Origin of the sequence: Streptomyces albidicamelliae (assembly GCF_025642175.1) — a bacterium.
GTDB lineage: Bacteria > Actinomycetota > Actinomycetes > Streptomycetales > Streptomycetaceae > Streptomyces > Streptomyces albidocamelliae.
This window is the reverse complement of sequence record NZ_CP106795.1, coordinates 3,656,574-3,680,424: the sequence shown is the minus strand read 5'-3', so window position 1 is coordinate 3,680,424 and position 23,851 is coordinate 3,656,574. Positions and strand designations below refer to the sequence as shown.

24 protein-coding genes and 1 pseudogene are annotated in these 23,851 nt (G+C 71.9%); 16 read left to right on the top strand and 9 right to left on the bottom strand.

Translation table 11 applies throughout. The features are described from left to right. Nucleotides 1-61: 61 nt before the first annotated feature. From rpsM to truA, 5 genes are all read left to right on the top strand, one after another. Nucleotides 62-442 carry a 30S ribosomal protein S13 gene (gene rpsM / locus N8I86_RS16870; RefSeq protein ID WP_020135802.1) on the top strand — a complete coding sequence of 127 codons (381 nt, stop codon included), beginning with the start codon at nt 62-64 and terminating at the stop codon, nt 440-442. 65 nt (nt 443-507) lie between these two features. After that, nucleotides 508-912 carry a 30S ribosomal protein S11 gene (rpsK, locus tag N8I86_RS16865; protein WP_003956432.1) on the top strand — a complete coding sequence of 135 codons (405 nt, stop codon included), beginning with the start codon at nt 508-510 and terminating at the stop codon, nt 910-912. Between the two features lie 146 nt (nt 913-1,058). Further along, entirely contained in the window at nt 1,059-2,081 is a 1,023-nt protein-coding gene (locus N8I86_RS16860; protein WP_024755423.1) for a DNA-directed RNA polymerase subunit alpha, read from the top strand. Nucleotides 2,082-2,206: 125 nt separating this feature from the next. Further along, nucleotides 2,207-2,701 carry a 50S ribosomal protein L17 gene (rplQ, locus tag N8I86_RS16855; protein WP_263278145.1) on the top strand — a complete coding sequence of 165 codons (495 nt, stop codon included), beginning with the start codon at nt 2,207-2,209 and terminating at the stop codon, nt 2,699-2,701. A 107-nt stretch (nt 2,702-2,808) separates the two neighbouring features. Further along, nucleotides 2,809-3,663, top strand: a complete 855-nt coding sequence (truA, locus tag N8I86_RS16850) for a tRNA pseudouridine(38-40) synthase TruA (protein ID WP_073901428.1) — start codon at nt 2,809-2,811, stop codon at nt 3,661-3,663. A 1-nt stretch (nt 3,664) separates the two neighbouring features. On the opposite strand, the gene N8I86_RS16845 is transcribed toward truA, so the two are convergent. Continuing rightward, nucleotides 3,665-4,546 (bottom strand): Rossmann-fold NAD(P)-binding domain-containing protein, encoded by an 882-nt coding sequence (locus N8I86_RS16845; protein ID WP_263278144.1) that lies wholly within the window; start codon nt 4,544-4,546, stop codon nt 3,665-3,667. Between the two features lie 297 nt (nt 4,547-4,843). On the opposite strand from N8I86_RS16845, the gene rplM reads away from it, so the two are divergent. From rplM to glmM, 3 genes are all read left to right on the top strand, one after another. Further along, nucleotides 4,844-5,287, top strand: a complete 444-nt coding sequence (gene rplM, locus N8I86_RS16840) for a 50S ribosomal protein L13 (protein ID WP_033308956.1) — start codon at nt 4,844-4,846, stop codon at nt 5,285-5,287. Nucleotides 5,288-5,331: 44 nt separating this feature from the next. Further along, on the top strand, nt 5,332-5,853 hold the full coding sequence (gene rpsI, locus N8I86_RS16835) for a 30S ribosomal protein S9 (RefSeq protein WP_123437604.1): 522 nt from the start codon (nt 5,332-5,334) through the stop codon (nt 5,851-5,853). Between the two features lie 178 nt (nt 5,854-6,031). Next, nucleotides 6,032-7,390, top strand: coding sequence for a phosphoglucosamine mutase (glmM, locus tag N8I86_RS16830; RefSeq protein ID WP_073901422.1), 1,359 nt, complete (start codon nt 6,032-6,034; stop codon nt 7,388-7,390). A 94-nt stretch (nt 7,391-7,484) separates the two neighbouring features. On the opposite strand, the gene coaA is transcribed toward glmM, so the two are convergent. Beyond that, on the bottom strand, nt 7,485-8,471 hold the full coding sequence (coaA, locus tag N8I86_RS16825) for a type I pantothenate kinase (RefSeq protein WP_107423867.1): 987 nt from the start codon (nt 8,469-8,471) through the stop codon (nt 7,485-7,487). Between the two features lie 152 nt (nt 8,472-8,623). On the opposite strand from coaA, the gene glmS reads away from it, so the two are divergent. Continuing rightward, nucleotides 8,624-10,471, top strand: coding sequence for a glutamine--fructose-6-phosphate transaminase (isomerizing) (glmS, locus tag N8I86_RS16820; protein ID WP_073901418.1), 1,848 nt, complete (start codon nt 8,624-8,626; stop codon nt 10,469-10,471). A gap of 18 nt (nt 10,472-10,489) precedes the next feature. On the opposite strand, the gene N8I86_RS16815 is transcribed toward glmS, so the two are convergent. Beyond that, nucleotides 10,490-11,338, bottom strand: coding sequence for a helix-turn-helix transcriptional regulator (locus N8I86_RS16815; protein WP_263278143.1), 849 nt, complete (start codon nt 11,336-11,338; stop codon nt 10,490-10,492). A 148-nt stretch (nt 11,339-11,486) separates the two neighbouring features. On the opposite strand from N8I86_RS16815, the gene N8I86_RS16810 reads away from it, so the two are divergent. Further along, on the top strand, nt 11,487-12,248 hold the full coding sequence (locus N8I86_RS16810; RefSeq protein ID WP_263278142.1) for an SDR family oxidoreductase: 762 nt from the start codon (nt 11,487-11,489) through the stop codon (nt 12,246-12,248). A gap of 23 nt (nt 12,249-12,271) precedes the next feature. On the opposite strand, the gene N8I86_RS16805 is transcribed toward N8I86_RS16810, so the two are convergent. Further along, nucleotides 12,272-12,718 carry a hypothetical protein gene (locus N8I86_RS16805; RefSeq protein ID WP_073901415.1) on the bottom strand — a complete coding sequence of 149 codons (447 nt, stop codon included), beginning with the start codon at nt 12,716-12,718 and terminating at the stop codon, nt 12,272-12,274. 300 nt (nt 12,719-13,018) lie between these two features. Between N8I86_RS16805 and N8I86_RS16800 the strand changes: the two genes are divergently transcribed. Together N8I86_RS16800 and N8I86_RS16795 are read left to right on the top strand one after the other, a co-directional pair. After that, nucleotides 13,019-13,903, top strand: a complete 885-nt coding sequence (locus N8I86_RS16800; protein WP_382987486.1) for a MurR/RpiR family transcriptional regulator — start codon at nt 13,019-13,021, stop codon at nt 13,901-13,903. Between the two features lie 124 nt (nt 13,904-14,027). Then, nucleotides 14,028-14,582, top strand: a complete 555-nt coding sequence (locus tag N8I86_RS16795; RefSeq protein WP_073901414.1) for a hypothetical protein — start codon at nt 14,028-14,030, stop codon at nt 14,580-14,582. A gap of 17 nt (nt 14,583-14,599) precedes the next feature. On the opposite strand, the gene N8I86_RS16790 is transcribed toward N8I86_RS16795, so the two are convergent. From N8I86_RS16790 to N8I86_RS16770, 5 genes and pseudogenes are all read right to left on the bottom strand, one after another. Beyond that, a complete protein-coding gene (locus tag N8I86_RS16790; RefSeq protein ID WP_073901413.1) occupies nt 14,600-14,974 on the bottom strand; it encodes a roadblock/LC7 domain-containing protein in 375 nt (124 codons plus the stop codon). Nucleotides 14,975-15,130: 156 nt separating this feature from the next. After that, a pseudogene (locus N8I86_RS16785) lies at nt 15,131-15,506 on the bottom strand (roadblock/LC7 domain-containing protein); the annotation flags it as partial. A 31-nt stretch (nt 15,507-15,537) separates the two neighbouring features. Further along, the gene (locus tag N8I86_RS16780) at nt 15,538-16,338 is read right to left on the bottom strand and encodes a hypothetical protein (RefSeq protein ID WP_073901409.1); all 801 of its coding nucleotides are present in this window, start codon (nt 16,336-16,338) and stop codon (nt 15,538-15,540) included. After that, the gene (locus N8I86_RS16775; RefSeq protein WP_073901407.1) at nt 16,335-16,724 is read right to left on the bottom strand and encodes a hypothetical protein; all 390 of its coding nucleotides are present in this window, start codon (nt 16,722-16,724) and stop codon (nt 16,335-16,337) included. The genes N8I86_RS16780 and N8I86_RS16775 overlap by 4 nt, the downstream gene beginning before the upstream one ends. A gap of 178 nt (nt 16,725-16,902) precedes the next feature. After that, the gene (locus tag N8I86_RS16770; RefSeq protein ID WP_263278141.1) at nt 16,903-18,276 is read right to left on the bottom strand and encodes a type III PLP-dependent enzyme domain-containing protein; all 1,374 of its coding nucleotides are present in this window, start codon (nt 18,274-18,276) and stop codon (nt 16,903-16,905) included. Between the two features lie 138 nt (nt 18,277-18,414). On the opposite strand from N8I86_RS16770, the gene hutU reads away from it, so the two are divergent. From hutU to hutI, 4 genes are read left to right on the top strand one after another with little or no spacing between them, the layout of a single operon-like run. Then, nucleotides 18,415-20,079: a urocanate hydratase gene (hutU, locus tag N8I86_RS16765; RefSeq protein WP_073901403.1), complete on the top strand. Its 1,665-nt coding sequence runs from the start codon at nt 18,415-18,417 to the stop codon at nt 20,077-20,079. Continuing rightward, the gene (locus N8I86_RS16760) at nt 20,076-21,293 is read left to right on the top strand and encodes an allantoate amidohydrolase (protein WP_073901401.1); all 1,218 of its coding nucleotides are present in this window, start codon (nt 20,076-20,078) and stop codon (nt 21,291-21,293) included. The genes hutU and N8I86_RS16760 overlap by 4 nt, the downstream gene beginning before the upstream one ends. Then, nucleotides 21,290-22,627, top strand: coding sequence for a formimidoylglutamate deiminase (locus N8I86_RS16755; RefSeq protein ID WP_073901399.1), 1,338 nt, complete (start codon nt 21,290-21,292; stop codon nt 22,625-22,627). Before N8I86_RS16760 ends, N8I86_RS16755 begins: the two co-directional genes overlap by 4 nt. Nucleotides 22,628-22,665: 38 nt before the next feature. Next, nucleotides 22,666-23,841 (top strand): imidazolonepropionase, encoded by a 1,176-nt coding sequence (gene hutI / locus N8I86_RS16750; protein WP_263278140.1) that lies wholly within the window; start codon nt 22,666-22,668, stop codon nt 23,839-23,841. The last annotated feature ends 10 nt before the right edge of the window (nt 23,842-23,851 follow it).

Sequence of the window (23,851 nt, the reverse complement as noted above, 5' to 3'; positions counted from 1 at the left end):
GGTACGGCGGCCGGGAGCCGGTTCTGTGGAAGACCTCCGAAGATTCACCAGGAGCCATTGAATGGCACGCGTTTCCGGTGTTGACATCCCGCGCGAAAAGCGCGTGGAGGTCGCCCTCACCTACGTGTTCGGCATCGGCCGGACCCTCTCCCAGCAGACGCTGGCCGAGACCGGTATCGACCCGAACACTCGCGTCCGTGACCTCAGCGAAGAGCAGCTGGTCGCGATCCGCGAGTACGTCGACAACAACATCAAGACCGAGGGTGACCTCCGTCGCGAGATCCAGGCCGACATCCGCCGCAAGGTCGAGATCGGTTGCTACCAGGGTCTCCGTCACCGTCGCGGTCTGCCCGTCCGCGGTCAGCGCACCAGCACCAACGCTCGTACCCGCAAGGGCCCGCGTCGCGCCATCGCCGGCAAGAAGAAGCCGGGCAAGAAGTAGTCCGCAGCGGACATCTGTCCACGGTCTTCGCTGTAGGACCGACCACCTCCCGTAGGAGTTAGTAGATGCCCCCCAAGGGACGTCAGGGCGCTGCCAAGAAGGTGCGCCGCAAGGAAAAGAAGAACGTCGCTCACGGCCACGCGCACATCAAGAGCACGTTCAACAACACGATCGTGTCGATCACGGACCCGTCCGGCAACGTGATCTCCTGGGCCTCCGCCGGCCACGTCGGCTTCAAGGGCTCCCGGAAGTCCACGCCGTTCGCCGCGCAGATGGCCGCCGAGTCGGCTGCCCGCCGCGCCCAGGAGCACGGCATGCGCAAGGTCGACGTGTTCGTCAAGGGCCCGGGCTCCGGTCGTGAGACCGCGATCCGCTCCCTGCAGGCCACGGGCCTCGAGGTCGGCTCCATCCAGGACGTCACCCCGACCCCGCACAACGGCTGCCGTCCGCCGAAGCGTCGTCGCGTCTGACGCACGGCAGGCACGGGATTCCGGGCGGTACCACCTCGCAAGAGGTCGTACCGCCCGTACCCTTGCAGTACCCGCACCTGTCATGGGTGCGGTCACCGTCGGACGTCAAATAGCGGGCGTCCACGATTGAAGGATCTGATTCACACATGCTGATCGCTCAGCGCCCCTCGTTGACCGAAGAGGTCGTCGACGAGTTCCGCTCCCGGTTCGTGATCGAGCCGCTGGAGCCGGGCTTCGGCTACACCCTCGGCAACTCGCTCCGCCGTACCCTCCTGTCGTCGATCCCGGGTGCCGCCGTCACCTCGATCCGGATCGACGGCGTGCTGCACGAGTTCACCACCGTGCCGGGCGTCAAGGAGGACGTCACCGACCTGATCCTCAACATCAAGCAGCTGGTCGTCTCCTCGGAGCACGACGAGCCGGTCGTGATGTACCTGCGCAAGCAGGGCCCGGGTCTGGTCACCGCCGCCGACATCGCGCCCCCGGCCGGTGTCGAGGTGCACAACCCCGACCTCGTCCTCGCCACGCTCAACGGCAAGGGCAAGCTGGAGATGGAGCTGACCGTCGAGCGCGGTCGCGGCTACGTCTCCGCCGTGCAGAACAAGCAGGCGGGCCAGGAGATCGGCCGTATCCCGGTCGACTCCATCTACTCGCCGGTGCTGAAGGTCACGTACAAGGTCGAGGCCACGCGTGTCGAGCAGCGGACCGACTTCGACAAGCTGATCGTCGACGTCGAGACGAAGCAGGCCATGCGTCCGCGTGACGCCATGGCGTCGGCCGGCAAGACCCTGGTCGAGCTGTTCGGTCTCGCCCGCGAGCTGAACATCGACGCCGAGGGCATCGACATGGGCCCGTCCCCCACGGACGCCGCCCTGGCCGCCGACCTGGCGCTGCCGATCGAGGAGCTGGAGCTCACCGTTCGGTCGTACAACTGCCTCAAGCGCGAGGGCATCCACTCCGTGGGTGAGCTCGTGGCTCGTTCCGAGGCCGACCTCCTGGACATCCGCAACTTCGGTGCGAAGTCCATCGACGAGGTCAAGGCGAAGCTGGCCGGCATGGGCCTGGCCCTGAAGGACAGCCCGCCCGGATTCGACCCGACCGCCGCCGCCGACGCCTTCGGCGCCGACGACGACGCGGACGCGGGTTTCGTGGAGACCGAGCAGTACTGATCCGGTACTGAGCGTGTCTCAGCTCCGGGGCTCCGAGGAGCCCCGGATCTCCGACAGACAACCGTCTGCTCGGATACTGACCCCGGTACCTGACACGGCCGGGGCAGACACACAGGAGAAGAACCATGCCGAAGCCCACCAAGGGTGCCCGTCTGGGCGGCAGCGCCGCGCACGAGAAGCTGCTCCTCGCGAACCTGGCGAAGAGCCTCTTCGAGCACGGCCGTATCACCACCACCGAGGCGAAGGCCCGCCGCCTGCGCCCGTACGCCGAGCGTCTGGTCACCAAGGCGAAGAAGGGCGACCTTCACAACCGCCGTCAGGTGCTCCAGGTCATCACGGACAAGAGCATCGTCCACACGCTCTTCACCGAGATCGGCCCGCGCTACGAGAACCGTCCCGGTGGCTACACCCGCATCACCAAGATCGGTAACCGCCGTGGCGACAACGCGCCCATGGCCGTCATCGAGCTGGTCGAGGCGCTGACGGTGCAGCAGAAGGCCGTCGGTGAGGCCGAGGCCGCCACCAAGCGTGCGGTCAAGGAGGCCGACGAGGCCAAGGTCGAGGACACCAAGGCCGAGGACGCCACCGAGGCTCCGGCCGAGGAGTCCAAGGACGCCTGAGGCTCTGCCTGACACGGGAAGCGGGTCCGCCCTTCGGGGCGGGCCCGCTTTCCCGTTCTCCGAAGGGCACGGCTTTTCGAGGGGCACGGCCCTGAGAGGATTCCCACGTGAGTGACGAAGTACAGCCCGGTCATGTCCGCGTCCGCCTCGACCTGTCCTACGACGGCGGCGACTTCCACGGCTGGGCCAAGCAGGCCGGCGGCCGGCGGACCGTGCAGGGCGAGATCGAGGACGCACTGCGCACGGTGACCCGGTCGAAGCAGACGTACGAGCTGACCGTCGCCGGGCGGACCGACGCGGGCGTCCACGCGCGCGGGCAGGTGGCACACGTCGACCTGCCGGCCGAGCTGTGGGCGGAGCACCGGGAGAAGCTGCTGAAGCGGCTCGCCGGGCGGCTGTCGAAGGATGTGCGGGTCTGGCGGCTCAGCGAGGCGCCTGCGGGCTTCAACGCCCGGTTCTCGGCGATCTGGCGGCGGTACGCGTACCGGGTGACGGACAACCCCGGGGGCGTCGACCCGCTGCTGCGCGGTCACGTCCTCTGGCACGACTGGCCGCTCGACGTGGCCGCCATGAACGAGGCGGCCCGGGCGCTCGTCGGCGAGCACGACTTCGCCGCGTACTGCAAGAAGCGGGAGGGGGCGACCACCATCCGCACCCTCCAGGAGCTGAGCCTGGTGCGCGGGGCGGACGGTGTGATCACGGCGACGGTCCGGGCGGACGCGTTCTGCCACAACATGGTGCGCTCGCTGATCGGCGCCCTGCTGTTCGTCGGGGACGGGCACCGCGGGCCGGAGTGGCCCGGGAAGGTGCTGGCCGCCGGTGTCCGGGACTCCGCCGTGCATGTCGTACGACCGCACGGGCTGACCCTGGAGGAGGTCGGCTACCCCGCCGACGAACTGCTCGCCGCGCGCAACAAGGAGGCGCGGAACAAGCGCTCGCTTCCGTCGGCGGGGTGCTGCTGAGCTACCGGTTCGCCGCCGCGGAGGCCTGGGCCTGACCGCGGCGGTGGATCTGGTTCACGGTGAACTGCGCCAGGTCGTTGCCGGTGCGGAAGACCTTGGTGTCCTTCGTGGTGACGTTCTTGCCGTTGGTGAAGCCGCTGATCGTGAAGTAGGCGTAGCGGCCGTAGGCGTTCGTGGTGGTGCGGCAGATCGCGGCGTCGCAGAAGTTCTTGACGCCCTTGCCGGACAACGCGTTGACCAGGCTCTTCTTGCCGCTCGCCTGGGCCTTGGCCTTCGTGGCCCGGGCCGCGTCGTCGAAGACGGCGACGCCGACGGTGACCGCGATGCCGTCGGTGCTGTAGGTCACACGCATCAGGCGGGTGCAGCCGTTGGCCGTCAGGACCTTCGGCAGAGTGCCGCCGGCCGCGGAGGCGCAGTTCTTGGTGTCGGCCGTGGCGCCCTTCTTGTAGACGACGTCGCCCATGGTCAGCCGGGTGCCCGGGAAGAGGGTGTCGGGGCTGAGCGGGGCGGTGTCCTTCTTGGCGCTGGATATGAAGTCCTTCGGGTCCAGCGGCGGCGGGGCGCTGGTGGGCTCGAAGGACGGGGCGGCACCGCCCGAGGAGGGCAGCGAGGCGCTGGCGGGCAGGTTGCTGGGGCCCGCGGTCGGATTGTCGTCGTTCGCGGAGACGACGGCCATCGCGACGGCGGTGCCGATCGCGACCGTGGCCAGCACGCCACCGCCGATGAACAGCACCCGGCGGCGCTTGTTGCGCGTCTCCGAGGCCTCCGCGAGTGCGGCCCAGTCAGGAGTCCCGTCGTCGCTTCCGCTGTTCCACGGCTGCTGCTGGGAATTAGGTTTCCAGGGATCCCACTGAGACTGGGGACCCCCCTGCCCGTAACTCATGGGGCGCATCTTAGACGGGGGGCGCGGGATGCAGGCGCGCGTCCGCCGGAGTGCCACCTTTGTCCCCGGACGCGGTGTCGTGGGGACTCGTTTTGACCCTTCCGGGGCTGCCCAGGTAACCTACTTCTTCGTTGTGTATTGGCTTGCTCATTCTCACGGGACGGGCCCTTACACCGGTCCACCGGGCCGATGACCAGCGATCAGCACGCGGTTGCGTCACCGCAGTGCGGTCGAGGCTGTCGTGATCGTTTCGGTGACCTGTTCAGGACCATTCACTCGAAGCGAAGGCTACGAACCGTGCGTACGTACAGCCCCAAGCCCGGCGATGTGACGCGCCAGTGGCACGTCATCGACGCTCAGGACGTCGTCCTGGGTCGTCTCGCCACCACCGCAGCGACCCTTCTCCGGGGCAAGCACAAGCCGATCTACGCCCCCCACGTCGACGCTGGTGACTTCGTCATCATCATCAACGCGGACAAGGTGCACCTGTCCGGCAACAAGCGGACCCAGAAGATGGCGTACCGCCACTCCGGCTACCCGGGTGGTCTGCGCTCCGTCCGTTACGACGAGCTCCTCGACAAGAACCCCGAGAAGGCCATCGAGAAGGCCGTCAAGGGCATGCTCCCCAAGAACACGCTGGGCCGTCAGATGCTCTCGAAGCTGAAGGTCTACAAGGGTGACCAGCACCCGCACGGCGCGCAGCAGCCGCAGCCGTTCGAGATCACCCAGGTCGCGCAGTAACACCGGCCAGACCAAACCAAGCCAAGAGAATCTGAGGAATAACCGTGGCCGAGACCACTGCCGAGCAGCCGCTCGAAGAGACCGAGCTCGTCGACATCGACAGCTACACCACTGAGTCCGAGGTCCCCGTCGAGGGCGAGTACACCTCGGAGTCCATGGCCTCCCGCTTCGGCGAGCCCCAGCCGGCCGCCGGCCTGGGTCGCCGCAAGAACGCCATCGCCCGCGTCCGGATCGTTCCGGGCACCGGCAAGTGGAAGATCAACGGTCGCACCCTCGAGGACTACTTCCCGAACAAGGTGCACCAGCAGGAAGTCAACGAGCCCTTCAAGGTGCTCGAGCTCGAGGGTCGTTACGACGTCGTCGCCCGCATCGCCGGTGGCGGTGTCTCCGGTCAGGCCGGTGCGCTCCGTCTCGGTGTCGCCCGCGCCCTGAACGAGGCCGACGTCGACAACAACCGCGGCCCGCTGAAGAAGGCCGGCTTCCTCAAGCGCGACGACCGTGCGGTCGAGCGCAAGAAGGCCGGTCTGAAGAAGGCCCGCAAGGCCCCGCAGTACAGCAAGCGCTAAACAGCAGCTGCCTGCTCGTACTCCGAACGCCCCGGCGGCACGCCACTTGTGCCGCCGGGGCGTTCGTTTATCCCCGTCAAGGGCGTATAACGACACAAGACGCTCAAAGGCTTGTGTGATCGGATCTCATGGCGTCTGCCATCATTCCGGCAGCAAGGACGCTTCCTCAGGAGGACAAGTGGGACGACTCTTCGGTACGGACGGCGTGCGCGGTGTCGCCAACGCGGATCTGACGGCCGAGATGGCGCTCGGCCTGTCCGTCGCGGCGGCGCACGTGCTGGCCGAGGCGGGTACCTTCGAGGGCCACAAGCCGACGGCGGTGGTCGGACGGGACCCGCGTGCGTCCGGGGAGTTCCTGGAGGCCGCCGTGGTCGCGGGCCTCGCCAGTGCGGGCGTGGACGTCCTCAGCGTCGGCGTGCTGCCGACGCCGGCCGTCGCCCACCTCACCGGCGCGCTCGGCGCCGACCTCGGTGTGATGCTCTCCGCCAGCCACAACGCCATGCCGGACAACGGCATCAAGTTCTTCGCCCGCGGCGGCCACAAACTCGCCGACGATCTGGAGGACCGGATCGAGGCGGTGTACGAGTCCCACCGGCACGGCGAGCCCTGGCAGCGGCCGACGGGCGCCGGGGTCGGCCGGGTGCGGACGTACGGCGAGGGCTTCGAGCAGTACGTCACGCACCTGCTGTCGGCGCTGCCCAACCGGCTCGACGGACTGAAGATCGTCCTGGACGAAGCGCACGGCGCGGCCTCGGGGGTCTCGCCGGAGGCGTTCTCCCGGGCGGGTGCCGAGGTCGTCACGATCGGCGCCGAGCCGGACGGGCTCAACATCAACGCCGGGTGCGGTTCGACCCACCTGGACAAGCTGAAGGCCGCCGTCATCGAGCACGGTGCGCACTTCGGCGTCGCGCACGACGGTGACGCGGACCGCTGCCTGGCCGTGGACCACACCGGTGAGGAGGTCGACGGCGACCAGATCCTCGCCGTGCTCGCGCTGTCGATGCGGGAGCGCTCCGCCCTGCGGGCCGACACGGTCGTCGCCACGGTGATGTCCAACCTGGGCTTCAAGCTGGCGATGGAGCGCGAGGGCATCCGGTTCGTGCAGACCGCCGTCGGCGACCGGTACGTGCTGGAGGAGATGAAGGAGCACGGCTACGCCCTGGGCGGCGAGCAGTCCGGGCACGTCATCATCCTCGACCACGCGACGACCGGTGACGGCACGCTGACCGGCCTGCTGCTGGCGGCGCGGGTCGCCGAGACCGGCCGTACGCTGCGGGACCTGGCCTCCGTGATGGAGCGGCTGCCGCAGGTGCTGATCAACGTCCCCGACGTGGACAAGTCCCGTGTGCGGACCTCCGCCGACCTCGCCGCCGCCGTCACCGAGGCGGAGCGGGAGCTGGGCGAGACCGGGCGGGTCCTGCTGCGGCCGTCGGGCACCGAGCCGCTGGTGCGGGTCATGGTCGAGGCGGCCGACATCGAGCAGGCCCGGTCGGTGGCCGGGCGGCTGGCCGACGTCGTGAAGTCGGCCCTCGGCTAGGTCCGGAGCGAAGGAGCGGGGAACCGCTGCCGGGCCGCGGTTCGTCCGCGGCCCGCGGCGGTTCCCCGTTTCCGTTCCGGATGCCGGCGGCCCGCTACAGCTTGCGCAGCCTCAGCCGCTGGACCTTGTGGTCCGCGCCCTTGCGGACGATCAGGGTGGCCCGGCCGCGGGTGGGGGCGATGTTCTCCACCAGGTTGGGCTTGTTGATCGTGCGCCAGAGCGTGCGGGCGTAGTCGAGGGCCTCCTCCTCGGAGACCTGGGTGTACTTGCGGAAGTACGAGTTGGGGTTCTGGAAGGCGGTCCGGCGCAGCTTCTTGAAGCGGCTGAGGTACCAGCTCTCGATGTCCTCGCCGCTGGCGTCGACGTACACGCTGAAGTCGAAGTAGTCGGCGAGACCGACGCGGGTGCGGCCGTCCTTGCCGGGCAGGGCGGGCTGGAGGACGTTCAGGCCCTCGACGATCAGGATGTCCGGGCGGCGCACGGTGAGCTTCTCGCCCGGCACGATGTCGTAGATCAGGTGGGAGTAGACGGGCGCGGACACCTCGCCCTTGCCGGCCTTGATGTCGGCGACGAAGCGGGTGAGGGCCCGGCGGTCGTAGGACTCGGGGAACCCCTTCCGCGACATCAGGCCGCGGGCCTCCAGCTCCTTGGTGGGCAGCAGGAAGCCGTCCGTCGTGACCAGCTCCACGCGCGGGTGCTCGGGCCAGCGGGAGAGCAGGGCCTGCAGCAGTCGCGCCACGGTGGACTTCCCCACGGCCACGGAGCCGGCGACCCCTATGACGAACGGGGTGCCGGACTGGGTGCCCTGCTCGCCGAGGAAGGTGTTGAGCGCGCCCCGCAGGCCGTCGGTGGCGCCCACGTAGAGGTTGAGGAGCCGGGAGAGCGGGAGGTAGATGTCCCGCACCTCGTCGAGGTCGATGACGTCGCCCAGACCGCGGAGCTTCTCCACCTCCTCGGCGGTGAGCGGCAGCGGTGTCTTGTCGCGCAGCGCGCTCCACTCGGCACGGGTGAGGTCGACGTAGGGAGTCGCCTCCGGCCTTTGCCGGTGGGCGCTCCGGGGCATCGAAACCGGTGAGATCACAGTCCATTGTTAACGGAGTTTGAACAGGACGGCGGGTGGGGTCCGTCACGCCGTGCGAGCCCGCCGCGGGCCCTTCGTACGACGGCGGGAATTTCCGATTTCGGGCAGGGAGGGGCCTGTTCGGAACGATCCCGGGTCGTAGGCTGCCGCACATGTGCGGAATCGTGGGATACGTAGGGTCGCAGTCGGCGCTCGATGTCGTGATGGCCGGGCTGAAGCGGCTGGAGTACCGGGGGTACGACTCGGCGGGTGTCGCCGTGCTCGCGGACGGCGGTATGGCCGCGGCGAAGAAGGCCGGGAAGCTGGTCAATCTGGAGAAGGAACTGGTCGAACGGCCGCTGCCGACCGGTTCCACGGGCCTCGGCCACACGCGCTGGGCCACGCACGGCGGCCCGACGGACGCGAACGCGCATCCGCACCTGGACAACGCGGGCCGGGTCGCCGTGGTGCACAACGGCATCATCGAGAACTTCGCGGTGCTGCGGGCGGAACTGGCCGAGCGGGGCCACGAGCTGACCTCCGAGACGGACACGGAGGTGGTCGCCCACCTGCTGGCCGAGGAGTTCTCCGGGGCCGCCGACCTGGCGGAGGCGATGCGGCTGGTGTGCCGCCGGCTGGAGGGCGCGTTCACCCTGGTCGCGGTGCACGCCGACGAACCGGACGTGGTGGTCGGCGCCCGGCGGAACTCCCCGCTCGTGGTCGGCGTCGGCGAGGGCGAGGCGTTCCTGGCGTCCGACGTCGCCGCGTTCATCGCGCACACGCGGTCCGCGATCGAGCTGGGCCAGGACCAGGTGGTGGAGCTGCGCCGCGACGGCGTGACGGTGACGGGCTTCGACGGGCGTCCGGCCGAGACCCGCTCGTACCACGTGGACTGGGACGCCTCCGCCGCGGAGAAGGGCGGCTACGACTACTTCATGCTGAAGGAGATCGCCGAGCAGCCCAAGGCGGTCGCCGACACCCTGCTCGGGCGGATCGACCCGTCCGGCTCGCTCACCCTGGACGAGGTGCGGATCAGCCCCTCCGAGCTGCGCGAGCTCGACAAGGTCGTCATCGTCGCCTGCGGTACGGCCTTCCACGCCGGCCTGATCGCCAAGTACGCCATCGAACACTGGACGCGCATCCCGTGCGAGGTGGAGCTGGCCAGCGAGTTCCGCTACCGGGACCCGATCCTGGACGGGCAGTCGCTGGTGATCGCCATCTCCCAGTCCGGCGAGACCATGGACACCCTGATGGCGCTGCGGCACGCCCGCGAGCAGGGTTCCAAGGTGCTGGCGATCTGCAACACCAACGGCTCGACGATCCCCCGCGAGTCGGACGCGGTGCTGTACACGCACGCCGGCCCGGAGGTCGCCGTCGCCTCCACCAAGGCCTTCATGACCCAGCTGGTGGCCTGCTACCTGGTCGCCCTGTACCTCGGCCAGGTGCGCGGCACCAAGTGGGGCGACGAGATCCAGGCCGTCATCCGGGACCTGTCCCGGATCTCCGAGGACGTCGAGCGGGTCCTGGAGACGATGGAGCCGGTACGGGCCCTCGCCCGCACGCTGTCCACGAAGAACACGGTGCTGTTCCTGGGCCGGCACGTGGGCTACCCGGTCGCCCTCGAAGGCGCCCTGAAACTCAAGGAACTGGCCTACATGCACGCCGAGGGCTTCGCGGCGGGCGAACTGAAGCACGGGCCGATCGCGCTGATCGAGGAGGACCTGCCGGTGGTGGTGGTCGTGCCGTCGCCGCGGGGCCGGTCCGTCCTGCACGACAAGATCGTCTCCAACATCCAGGAGATCCGGGCCCGGGGAGCGCGCACGATCGTGATCGCGGAGGAGGGCGACGAGGCGGTGGTCCCCTACGCCGACCACCTGATCCGCATCCCGGCCACGCCGACGCTACTCCAGCCGCTGGTGGCCACGGTGCCGCTGCAGGTCTTCGCGTGCGAACTGGCCACCGCCCGCGGCAACGAGGTGGACCAGCCGCGCAACCTGGCGAAGTCCGTGACGGTGGAGTGAGCCGGTACCGGGCGCCGCTCAGCGGGCGGTGCTCGACTCCCAGCTGGCCAGCAGGGTGAGGCGCTCGGCGGTCTCCGAGCCCGGCTCCGGTGTGTAGACGACGATCGTCTGCTCCGGTTCCGCGGGGACCGTCAGCGTCTCGTACGGCAGGGTCAGCAGGCCCGCGACGGGGTGCCGCACCTTCTTCACGCCGTACGCGCACTCCGCGACCTCGTGGTCCGCCCACAGCCTGCGGAAGTCCTCGCTCTTCAGCGACAGTTCGCCGACCAGCGCGCACAGCTCGGTGTCGTCGGCGTACCGGCCCGCGTTCAGCCGCAGATGGGCGACGGTCTGGGCGGCCACCGCGGCCCACTCCGGGTAGAGGTCCCGGCCCGCGGGGTCGAGGAAGACCTGGCGGGGGACGTTCGGCACGGCGGGCGCCGTACGGCTGAAGCCGCTCACCGCGTCGGCGAGCGCGTTCCACGCCAGGACGTCCATGCGGCGGCCCAGGACGAACGCCGGGCTGCGCTCCATGCCGTCCAGCAGTCTGCGGATGCCGGGCCGGACCCGGGACACGGGCGTCCGCCGCTCGCGGGGCCGGCGGGGCGGCCGGGCGACCGTCCGCAGGTAGGCGTGCTCGGTCTCGTCCAGCCGCAGGACCCGCGCGATCGCGTCCAGGACGGCGTCGCTGACGCTCTGCCCCCGGCCCTGCTCCAGCCGGATGTAGTAGTCCACGCTCACCCCGGCGAGCTGGGCCACCTCCTCGCGGCGCAGGCCCGGCACCCGGCGCCGCCCGTGCGCGGCCAGCCCCACCTCCTCGGGCTGGATCCGGGCGCGGCGCGAGCGCAGGAAGTCGCCGACCTCCCCTTCTCGCCATTCCCCGTTCATGCCCTCGATCGTAGGGCAGCGACGGCCCGCGAACCTGGTACTGGCAGACCCAGGAAAAGCGCATCCCTGGGTACGGCCGCCGGATGCGGCGAGGGTGGTGTCAGCCGCCGGGGAGACGCCCCGGCGAGGCGATCCAGGGGGAACACCCATGTCGTACGAGAACCTGTCCGGCCGTACCGCCGTCGTCACCGGGGCCGCCAGCGGCATCGGCGAGGCCGTCGCGCTCCAGCTCGCCGCCCAGGGTGCCCGGGTGGCGCTGCTGGCCCGGCGCGCCGAGCGGCTGGACGCCGTCGTGGAGAAGATCCGGGCGGACGGCGGCCGGGCGCTGGCCGTGACCGCCGACGTCACCGACGACGCGTCCGTCGCGGCCGCCCGGGAGCTGGTCCACGAGACGTTCGGGGCCGTCGACCTCGTCGTCAACAACGCCGGTGTCATGCTGCCGAACCCGGTCGGCGCGGGCCGGCTCGACGAGTGGCAGCGGATGCTCGACACCAATGTCACCGGGGTGCTGCGGATCATCCGGGCCTTCACCGCCGACCTGGTGGCGGCCGCCACCGAGGGCCGCACCGCCGACCTGGTCAACGTCTCGTCGATCGGCGCCCACGTGCCCTTCCCGGACTACGCGGTGTACGGGGCGACCAAGGCGGCCGTCACGTACCTGTCGCAGTCGCTGCGCACCGAGTTCGGACCGCGGGACGTCCGGGTCACCAACATCGAGCCGGGGCTGACGGACACCGAGCTGAAGACGCACGTCGACAGCGCGGAGCTGGCCGGGCAGCTGGACGGCATGTTCGACGCGATCGGCGGGCTCGCGGCGGCCGAGGTCGCGGACGTCGTCGCCTACGTCACCAGCCGGCCCCGGCACGTCAACCTCCGCCAGATCGTGGTGCTGCCGACCCGGCAGGCGTGAACGGCCCGGCGGAACTGCTCCGTTCAGCGGTCCTCGGCGGACCGGTCCCGGCGCCGGCCGGCGAACAGCTCCGGGTTGACCCGTACGGCCTGCACCGCGTTGACCCCGACGATGCCGATCCAGGCGACCACCATCCCGGACAGCCCGGCGAGACCGCCGGCGATCGCCGACAGCGGGATCGCCAGCACCAGCGTGATGAGGGCGAAGCCGTACCGCTCGGCCCAGGAGTCGGCCGGCCGGGGCCGCCGGGTGCCGCGCGCGGCCGCCATCTGCTGCTCGGCGAGGTGCCGCCGCGCCCGGCGGTCCACCACGTCGTCGATCCGCTGCTCGACCCGCTCCAGGAAGGAGTCCACGAGCGCGGAGTCGTAGTCGTCGCCCAGGTCCCTGCGTGCCCGCACGGTGGCGTCGAGGTCCTTCTTCAGGTCGGGGTCGTCCCTGAGGCCGACGTCCCGCGGGTCCGATGCGCTCATGGCGTCCACCCTAGGGAGCGGCCGGGGCGGCCGCACTGGGGCTAGCCCCCCGGTCCGGCCGGGGGATCCCCTTGTACCGGTTGTATAGAGTCATGCAGAGTACTTGGTAGGTGAATAGGTAGTCGTGGTCGATCCCGGGTGCGAGGGGAGGACGAGGCCGATGCCGACTCGCGTCGTGGTGCATGTGCCGCGCGGTGCTCCGAGGACTCCGTCCGCCCCCGCCGCGTACGGCCACGCTGTACTCTCCCGGGACGGCGAGAGGCGAAGCCGGTTCCGGGGCATCTGGAGGGGGAGCGCGGCATGAGCGTGGACAGCGGTACGACCGGGGCGTCCGGCATGACGTCCGGCGCGGCGGACAGCCCGGCCACCCGGCTCCAGGCGCTCTTCGAGGGGCACCGGCTCACCCCGACCCAGCGCCGCATCGCGCACAGCATGGTCCGGCGCGCCTCCGACGTGCCCTTCCTCTCCAGCGTGGAGCTGGCCGAGCTGGCGGGCGTCAGCCAGCCGTCGGTGACCCGGTTCGCGGTCGCGCTCGGCTTCGACGGCTACCCGGCGCTGCGCAAGCACCTGCGCGAGGTCGTGCCCGCCGAACCGGCCGCCGAGGCCGGCTCCTACAACGAGTACCAGCAGGCCGTCGAGGCCGAGATCGAGAACCTCAGGCACCTCGCCGACCTGCTCGCCGACCCCCGGCCGGTGCAGCGGGCCGGCCGGATCCTGGCCGCCTCCCGTCCGCTGCCGGTGCTCGGCCTGCGGGCCGCCGCCTCCCAGGCCTACGGCTTCGCCTACTTCGCCGCCAAGGTCCACCCGGACGTCCGGCTGCTCAACGAGGGCGGCACGATGATCCACGACCGGATCGACGCGGCCGTCCGCGCGGGTGCCTCGGCCCTGCTGTGCTTCGCGCTGCCCCGGCATCCGCGCGAGGTCGTCGACACCCTCGCCCATGCCAGGGACGCCGGCCTGACCGTCGTCACGGTCGCCGACTCGGCGTTCGCGCCGGTCGCCAGGCACTCCGACCTGCTGCTCCCCGCCGCCGTCGGCACCGGGCTCGCCTTCGACACGGCGTGCGCGCCGATGCTGCTCGGCCGGGTGCTGCTGGAGGCGCTCTGCGACGACCTGCCGGACGCGCAGGCACGCCTGGAGGAGTTCGACGCGAACGCGGCGGCGCGGGGCCTGTTCGTGGAGTGAACCGGCGCGCGGGTTCTCAGACTCGTCTCACGTTGGGCCGCTACCTTCCCTGCCGGTAAGGGTGACCGACACGGACGTGACACGGGAGGCAGGCGTGGCGCGCGGAGGGCAGGGGTTGGCGCGGGTGGCCGTCGTCGTGCGGGCGGGGGCCGCGCCGATGTGGTGGCTCGGGGTGTTCGCCGCGGGTGTCGGCGTACTGGTGCCCGGGGTGACGGGGCGCCGGATCGGGGTGACGGCCGGTGCCGCGCTGTTCCTGATCGGCGCCGCCGTGGTGCCGCTGGTGCGCCGGGGCCGGTACACCGCCCTCGCGCGCGGCGCGTCCCGTGCGGGCAAGCACGACGTGCTCCAGGACCGTGCGGTGACCGTGCGCAACTGGCGCCGGGGGCACCGCTGGTGGCTGCTGCTGGCCGGCGCCGTGGCGCTCGGCTGTTCCTTCGTGGTCCCCGCGGCGGGCGGCATGCTGCTGGCCGGGGTCGGCACCGGGCTGCGGCTGAAGGCGGCCTGGCTGGGCCGGCGGGAGCGGGCGGAACAGACGCTGCTGTGGGTGCGCGTCGACTGGCTGGACCGGCGGGGCGGCCGTCCGGCGGGCAGGTCCGTGAAGGGCCTGCGGGGTACCGGCATCGCGGCAGGCGACGCGGCCCCGGGTGGGGCCCGCCGCCGTACCGCGGCCCTCGTGTGAGGACCTGACCCGGGGGTTCAGACCTCCAGTTCGGCCTCGATCTTCTTCAGCTGGTGCCGGGCCATCGCCAGGTTGGCCCGGTTCGCCTCCAGGACCAGGTAGAGGAACAGGCCGTTGCCGCCCCGGCTCTTGAGCAGGCGGATCAGGTGGTACTGGTCCGAGAGGCTGATGAGGATGTCCTCGATGTCGCCCTTGAGGCCGAGCATCTCCATCGTGCGCATCTTGGCGCGGATCACGTCGGTGTTGCCGGCGGCGGCCACGTTCAGGTCGAAGGTCTTGCTGCCGCCCATGGTGCCCAGCGCCATGCCGCTGGTGTAGTCGACGAGTGCGACGCCGGTGGCGCCCTCGATGGTGGTGAGGGCTTCCTTCAGCGCGGTCTCGGTGTTGGCCATGGTGGTTCCTCTCGGAGTGTTCAACTGTCGGTTGCGGTGCGCGCGTCGGCGCTCGTGGTGCGGGGGGTTCGGTTCGGCCGGGGGCGGATCGGGGCGCGCCGCTGACGGCGCCCAGCGGACGCCCGGTCGGACGGGCGGCCCGGGCCGCGGCCTCGACGGCGTCGAGCAGCTCTCCGATGCGGGCGCCGGACCGGCGGCCCTCCAGGTGGAGCCGGCCGACGTTCACCCGGTCCTGGGCGAGCAGGGTCAGCACGGCGGTACGGCCGGCCGCGTAGGTGGCGACGTAGCCGCGTTCGCCGCGGACCAGCAGCTCCCGGAAGCCGCCGTGGCCGGTGGCGTCGGCGACGCGTACGGCGACGCCCAGCGAGGCGGCGGTCAGCGCGGACAGCCCCTCCGGGTCGACCCCGGGGGTGTCGTGGGCGACGACGAGACCGTCGACGCCGGCCGCGAGCGCGCCGGTGAGCTGGGGCACCCGGTTGCGCAGCCGGTGCAGCTCGTCCAGGACCGTCTGACGGTCCTCGTCGGACACCATCAGCTCTCTCCTCTCGGCGGGGCGGTGCCGTTCAAAGCGCCTCCAGCGCATCCCTGAGCCTCTTCAGCAGCGCGATGTCGGGGTCGGTGACCGGGGGTGGGGGCGGCAGTACGGGTTGCGGGAACACGAGCGCCTCCGGGGCGACATGGCCGGCTGACGCGAGCCGGCGCACGTCGACGAGGGTGTGGAAGGCCTGCCGGCCCAGGTTCCGGGCGATCACGACGGCCGTGCGGACGCCGTCCACGCGGTCCAGGACCGCCCGCTGCCGGGGCGTGACCGGTCTGCCGGTGGTCGGGTCCGCGCGGATCAGGGGGGCGGTGTCCGCCGCCGGGTCGGGCCACAGCCGGTGCAGCAGCAGCCGGCGGCGCAGCGTCTCGCGCTCCAGCGCGACCACCGGGACCGAGGGCAGCGGGCCGATCCGGGGTGTGTTGTCGTAGCGGAACTGGCCCGGGGTGCTGCTCGGCGCGAGGGCGAAGTATCCGGCGTCGTACACCGCGTCCAGATGGCACAGTTCCAGCGCGCCGGCGGGCAGCAGGCCCGACTCCAGGAGGAGTTCGGCGGCCTGGAGGGGGCCGGTGGACCGCTGGGCCGCCCACTGCCAGGCGGTGGTGGCGAGGGTGCCGTGGGCCGTGAGGAGCACGTCGAGACCGGGAGCGAGGGGGCTCTCGGCGTGCACGACCCGCCCCTCGGCGAGGTACAGGGTGCCGTGCTCGCGGAACAGGACGCCGGTGGCCCGTTCCTCGGCGAGCCGGGTCAGCATGGGCGACAGGGCGCGGGTGCCCGCCTTGTCCCGCACCGGCAGGGGCGGCGGAGGTGTGCGGACCATGGTCATCCCAGCACCAGCCGGGAAGCCATCTCACCGAGGCGTATGCGGGCGAGCGCGAGGTTGCCGTCCTCGCGTCCGAGCCACAGGTGGAGGAACACGCTGCTGTCGAAGGACGTGTCCACGAACCGCAGCAGGTGGTAGCTGTCGCGGTTGCTGACGATCACGTCCTCCACGGGAGGGCGGTCGCCGTCGGCCTCGCCGACGGTGAAGGCACCGTGCTCCGCGGCCATCCGGGCCAGTTCGGCGGCCTCGGCGGCGGTCGTCTCGTGGTCGCCGCCGGGGGCGTCCCCGACCGTGCCGAGAGCGAGGCCGCTCGTCCAGTCCACCAGCGCGGCTCCCCGGGCACCCGGCAACCGCATCGCTTCCAGCAGGCACTCGTCGATTCCGGGCACCGTGGCTCCCCTCCCGCCTGGGACTCCGGCTGAGTGACAGAGACACTACGCAACGTGTGTGCGGGAGGTGAGGCCTTTGGCATTTTCCAGTGGAACGTGCACCCGGCGTACTAGAGTGGTTCAACTGACGTGTGTTTCACGCCACTTGGCCCATTTGTTCGACGGCGGCCGGGGCGGGTCAACGGCGCTCGGGCGCCCCCAGGGTGGTGAGTGCCGCCGCGTGCGCCCCTCCGGACTCGGCCACGACCTCCGGCACCGTCTGCGGTTCCCGGACGGTCGCGAAGGCGACACCGCCCGATCCGTCCGGCGCGAAGCCGTAGATCCCCGGGCGGGCCAGGGAGTTGTAAGCGTAGTGGTGCGCGAAGTAGTACGCACCGGTATCGAGTGCCGCCGCGTAGTCGCCCTGTTCCAGGAGGGGCAGCGCCCGCCCCTCGGCCAGCAGGTCGCCCGAGAAGCAGGCGGGGCCGGCCACGTCCTGCACCACCTCCGGACCCGGCTTCGGGCGCCCCTTGGCGTCGTACGCGGCGATCCGCAGGGGCCAGGCCCCCGGCGCGTACACCGTCCGCGTCGCCACCTGCACGCCCGCGTGCGTCACGGCGATCCGCCGGCCTCCCGCGCTCTTGGCGTACTCGACCCGCGCCACCACCGTCCCGTGCTTGGCCAGCAGCGACCGCCCGAACTCGGTCACCAGCCCGTAGCGCCCGTCGAACAGCCCCGGCACCTCCTCCCGCAGCAGCCGCGCGAACCGCTCGTACGTCGGTGCCGCCGTCTCGGAGTCGAAGTTCACCGGCAGTCCGCCGCCGATGTCGAGCGTGTCGATCTGGTGCCGTCCCGCGCGGGCGTTGATCTCCTCCGCGAGTGCGAAGGTCTCCGCCGTGCCCCGCGCCATCAGGGCCAGCGGGATGCCCTGCGAGCCCGTGTGCGCGTGCAGCCGGGTGAGCCAGGGCCGCTCCAGGTACGCCCGGACGACCCACTCGCGCGCGCCCTCGTCGCGCAGCGCCACCCCGAACTTGGACGTCTCCGTGGCCGTGGACGTCGCCCCGATCGTGCCGCCGCCGATCTGCGGGTTGACCCGCAGGCCGAGCGGGGACCGGCTGGGCGCCGACCGCATCAGGGCGTCGATCCGCGCCAGCTCCTGCGGGTTGTCGGCGTTGACGGCGATGCCCAGCGCCAGTGCCTCGCGCAGCTCCGCCGGGGTCTTGGCGGGCGAGTCCAGCACCGTGCGCTCGGCGGGCACCCCGGCGGCCCTGGCGAGCGCCAGCTCCCCGGGGCTCGCCACCTCCGCGCCGATGCCGGCCTCGTGCAGCAGCCGCAGCACCGGCACCAGCGGGGTGGCCTTCACCGCGAAGGCGTGCAGCACGCGCGTCCCGGGCGCCGACACCGCGTCGAACGCCGCTCGCAGGGCCGCCGCCGACTCCCGGATGCCGGTGACGTCCAGCAGTCCCACCACGGCCGCGTCCGGCCCGAGCAGCCCCCGCTCGACCGCCGCCCGCACCGCTTCGTCCCGCCGGCCGGCACGCTCCCCGGCCTCGCTCTCGATCTCCCGTTCCACGGCTGCCCCGTCCTGTCTCGGATACCGGTGCTTCCAGCCAAACACTCCCCGCGGGCCGACGTGGCCGCCCCGATGTATTGACTAGTTCTATTCAGAACGTCAGGATGTGAATAGACGTAGGAACAGAGGAGGCAGACGATGTCGGGACCCCGCCCCGTTCGAGCACCGCGCGGCACGGAACTGAGCACCCTGGGATGGCAGCAGGAAGCCGCCCTGCGGATGCTGCAGAACAACCTCGACCCCGAGGTGGCCGAGCACCCCGACAAGCTCGTCGTCTACGGCGGCACCGGCAAGGCCGCCCGTGACTGGCGCTCCTTCGACGCGATGGTCCGCACCCTGCGCACCCTCAAGCAGGACGAGACCATGCTGGTCCAGTCCGGCCGCCCGGTCGGCGTGATGCAGACCCACGAGTGGGCCCCGCGCGTCCTCATCGCCAACTCCAACCTCGTCGGCGACTGGGCCAACTGGGAGGAGTTCCGCCGCCTGGAGGCCCTCGGCCTGACCATGTACGGCCAGATGACCGCCGGCTCCTGGATCTACATCGGCACCCAGGGCATCCTCCAGGGCACCTACGAGACCTTCGCCGCCGTCGCCGCGAAGAAGTTCAACGGCACCCTGGCCGGCACCATCACCCTCACCGCCGGCCTCGGCGGCATGGGCGGCGCCCAGCCCCTCGCGGTGACGATGAACGACGGCGTCGCGATCTGCGTCGACTGCGACCCGCGCGCCATCGAGCGCCGCATCGAGCACCGCTACCTGGACGTGAAGGCCGACAGCCTCGACCACGCGCTCCAGCTCGCCACCGAGGCCCGCGACCAGCGCAGGCCGCTGTCCATCGGCGTCCTCGGCAACGCCGCCGAGCTGGTCCCGCAGCTGCTCGCGATGAACGCCCCCATCGACATCGTCACCGACCAGACCTCCGCCCACGACCCGCTGGCCTACCTGCCCGTCGGCGTCGCCTTCGAGGACATGGCCGACGCCGCCGCCAAGGACCCGGCCGGCTTCACCACCCGCGCCCGCGAGTCCATGGCGAAGCACGTCGAGGCCATGGTCGGCTTCATGGACGCCGGCGCCGAGGTCTTCGACTACGGCAACTCCATCCGCGGCGAGGCCCAGCTGGCCGGATACGACCGCGCCTTCGCCTTCCCCGGCTTCGTGCCCGCGTACATCCGCCCCCTCTTCTGCGAGGGCAAGGGCCCCTTCCGCTGGGCGGCCCTGTCCGGCGACGCGTCCGACATCGCCAAGACCGACAAGGCGCTCCTGGAGCTGTTCCCCGAGAACGAGTCCCTGGCCCGCTGGATCAAGATGGCCGGCGAGCGCGTCCACTTCCAGGGCCTGCCCGCCCGTATCTGCTGGCTCGGCTACGGCGAGCGCGACAAGGCCGGCGAGCGCTTCAACGACATGGTCGCCTCCGGTGAGCTGGCGGCCCCGCTGGCCATCGGCCGCGACCACCTCGACTGCGGCTCCGTCGCCTCCCCGTACCGCGAGACCGAGGCCATGCTCGACGGCTCCGACGCGATCGCCGACTGGCCGCTGCTCAACGCCATGGTCAACGTGGCCTCCGGCGCCTCCTGGGTCTCCATCCACCACGGCGGCGGCGTCGGCATGGGCCGCTCCATCCACGCCGGCCAGGTGACGGTGGCCGACGGCACGAAGCTGGGCGGCGAGAAGATCCGGCGCGTCCTCACCAACGACCCCGGCATGGGCGTCATCCGGCACGTGGACGCCGGATACGACATCGCCGAGTCCGTCGCGGGCGAGCGGGGGGTCCGGGTGCCGATGCGTGAGGGTGACCAGGCGTGACCTTCCACAGCATGTGGGCGGAGCTGCTGCCGATCGGCCGCAGCTCCGCCTCCGGCGGCTACCGCCGCTACGCCTGGACCGGGGCGGACGCCGAGTGCCGGCTCTGGTTCAAGGAGCAGGCGGAGGCCCGCGGACTCGGCTACGAGGTCGACCGCAACGGCAACCAGTGGGCCTGGCTCGGGGACCCCTCGGCCGGGGACGCCGTCGTCACCGGGTCGCACCTGGACTCGGTGCCCGACGGGGGTGCCTTCGACGGACCGCTCGGCGTGGTGTCGTCCTTCGCCGCCCTCGACGAACTGCGCGGCAGGAACGCGCGGTTCACCAAGCCCCTCGCCGTCGTCAACTTCGGTGACGAGGAGGGGGCCCGCTTCGGGCTCGCCTGCGTCGGCTCCCGGCTCACCGCCGGACAGCTGACGGTCGAGGCCGCGCACCGGCTCACCGACGGCGACGGCGTGACGCTGCCGCGGGCCATGGAGGCCGCCGGATACGACCCGGAGGCCATCGGGCCCGACCCCGAGCGGCTCGGCCGGATCGGCGCCTTCGTGGAACTCCACGTCGAACAGGGCCGCGCGCTCGACCTGTCCGGCGACCGGGTGGGCATCGCCAGCGCCATCTGGCCGCACGGCCGCTGGCGGTTCGACTTCCGGGGCGAGGCCAACCACGCCGGCACCACCCGGCTCGCCGACCGCCGCGACCCGATGCTGTCCTACGCCGAGACCGTCCTCGCCGCCCGCCGGGAGGCCGAACTCGCCGGTGCCGTCGCCACCTTCGGCAAGATCGCCGTCGAACCCAACGGCGTCAACGCGATCCCCTCGCTGGTGCGCGGCTGGCTCGACTCCCGCGCCGCCGACCAGGAGACCCTGGACACGGTCGTCGGCGGGATCGAGAAGGCGGCCCGCGCGTACGCCGACACCCACGGCATCGACCTCGACGTCGTCCGGGAGTCCTTCACGCCGGTCGTCGAGTTCGACCACGCGCTGCGCGACGAACTCGGCCGCATCCTCGGCCGGGACACCGGGCTGACCGTGCCCGTCCTCGGGACCGGCGCCGGACACGACGCCGGAATCCTCTCCGGGAGCATCCCGACCGCCATGCTGTTCGTGCGCAACCCCACCGGCGTCTCGCACTCCCCGGCGGAGTCCGCGGCCGAGGACGACTGCGTGGCCGGGGTGCGCGCACTCGCCGACGTACTGGAAGGGCTGGCCTGCACGTGACGACACGGACGTACTGGCTGGAGCACGCCTGGCTCGACACCCACGTCGAGCCGGGCGTCGCGGTGGACGTCGCGGACGGCCGGATCACCGCCGTCCGGACCGGCACGCCCACCCCGCCGCCCGGAGCCGAGATCCTGCGCGGCCTGACCCTGCCCGGTCTGGCCAACGCCCACTCCCACGCATTCCACCGGGCGCTGCGCGGCACCGTCCAGGTCGGCTCGGGGACCTTCTGGACCTGGCGCGAGGTGATGTACTCCGTCGCCGACCACCTGACCCCGGAGACCTACCACGCCCTCGCCCGCGCGGTGTACGCCGAGATGGCGCTGGCCGGCATCACCTGCGTCGGCGAGTTCCACTACGTGCACCACGCGCCCGGCGGCACCCCCTACGCCGACCCCAACGCCATGGGCGAGGCGCTGATCGCGGCCGCCGCCGAGGCCGGCATCCGCATCACCCTCCTCGACACCTGCTACCTGTCCGCCGGCTTCGGCGAGCCGCCCAACGGCCACCAGCTGCGCTTCTCCGACGGCAGCGCGGAGGCCTGGGCCGAACGCTGCGCGGTGCTCCGGGAACGGGACCACGCACGGATCGGGGCGGCCGTCCACTCCGTACGGGCCGTGCCCGCCGGCCAGCTGGCGACCGTGGCCCGGTGGGCGGAGGACCGGCGGGCCCCGCTGCACGTGCACCTGTCGGAGCAGACCGCCGAGAACGACGCCTGCCGCGCCGCGCACGGCCGCACCCCCACGCAGCTGCTCGCCGACCACGGCGTCCTCGGACCGCGCACCACCGGTGTGCACAACACCCACCTCACCGACGAGGACATCGCCCTCCTCGGCGGCTCGGGCACCGGCACCTGCATGTGCCCGACGACCGAGCGCGACCTGGCCGACGGCATCGGCCCGGCCGCCGCCCTGCAGCGGGCGGGCTCCCCGCTCTCCCTCGGCTCCGACAGCCACGCCGTCATCGACCTGCTCGAAGAGGCGCGCGCGATGGAACTGAACGAGCGGCTGCGCACCCGCACCCGCGGCCACTGGACCGCCGCTGCCCTGCTCCGCGCGGCCTCGGCGGACGGTCACGCGGCCCTGGGCTGGACGGACGCGGGCATCCTGGAACCCGGGGCGCTCGCCGACTTCACCACCGTCGCCCTGGACTCCGTCCGGACGGCGGGACCGCTGCCGCGACTGGGCGCCGAGACGGCCGTGTTCGCGGCGACCGCGGCGGACGTCCGGCACACCGTCGTGGGCGGCCGCCACGTCGTACGGGACGGCGCCCACACCCTGGTGCGGGACGTACCGTCCGCACTGGCGGACGCCGTCGCGGCCCTGCGCGGCTGACCCCCGCCGACCCCCGACCGGCCACCCCCGAGGACACCATGAGCAGCAGCACCGTCATCACCAACATCGCCACGCTGGTCACCAACGACCCCGCCCTCGGTGACGGTTCCCCCCTGGGCCTGATCCAGGACGCGGCCGTCGTCGTCGAGGGCGACCGTGTCGTCTGGGCCGGTGAATCCGGCCAGGCCCCCGCCACCGACCACCGGGTCGACGCGGCCGGCCGGGCCGTGCTGCCGGGATTCGTGGACTCCCACTCGCACCTGGTCTTCGCCGGCGACCGCACCCAGGAGTTCAACGCCCGCATGTCCGGCCGCTCCTACACCGCGGGCGGCATCCGCACCACGGTCGCGGCCACCCGCGCCGCGACCGACGCGGAACTGGAGGCGAACCTCACCCACTACCTGACCGAGGCGCTCCGCCAGGGCACCACCACCTTCGAGACCAAGTCGGGCTACGGCCTCACCGTCGAGGACGAGGCCCGCGCCCTGCGCATCGCGGCACGGCACACCGACGAGGTGACCTACCTCGGCGCCCACATCGTCTCCCCGGACCACGCCGACGACCCGGCGGCCTACGTCGCCCTGGTCACCGGCGAGATGCTGGACGCCTGCGCGCCGCACGCCCGCTGGATCGACGTGTTCTGCGAGAAGGGTGCCTTCGACGGCGACCAGGCCCGCGCGATCCTCACCGCCGGCAAGGCGAAGGGCCTGCACCCGCGGGTCCACGCCAACCAGCTCTCCTACGGCCCCGGCGTGCAGCTGGCCGTCGAGCTGGACGCGGCCAGCGCCGACCACTGCACCCACCTCACGGACGCGGACGTCGACGCCCTCGCGAGCGGCCGTACGGTGGCGACCCTGCTGCCCGGCGCCGAGTTCTCCACCCGCGCCGAGTGGCCGGACGCGCGCCGCCTGCTGGACGCGGGGGTCACGGTCGCCCTGTCCACGGACTGCAACCCGGGCTCGTCCTTCACGTCCTCCGTGCCCTTCTGCATCGCGCTGGCCGTGCGCGACATGCGGATGGCCCCGGACGAGGCGGTCTGGTCGGCGACGGCGGGCGGCGCCGCCGCCCTGCGCCGCACGGACATCGGCCGCCTCACCCCCGGCGCGTACGCCGACCTGGCCTTCCTCGACGCCCCGAGCCACGTCCACCTGGCCTACCGGCCGGGCGTCCCGCTGGTCCGCGAGGTGTGGCGGCGCGGCGTCCGGGTGGCCTGAGCCGCCGGGC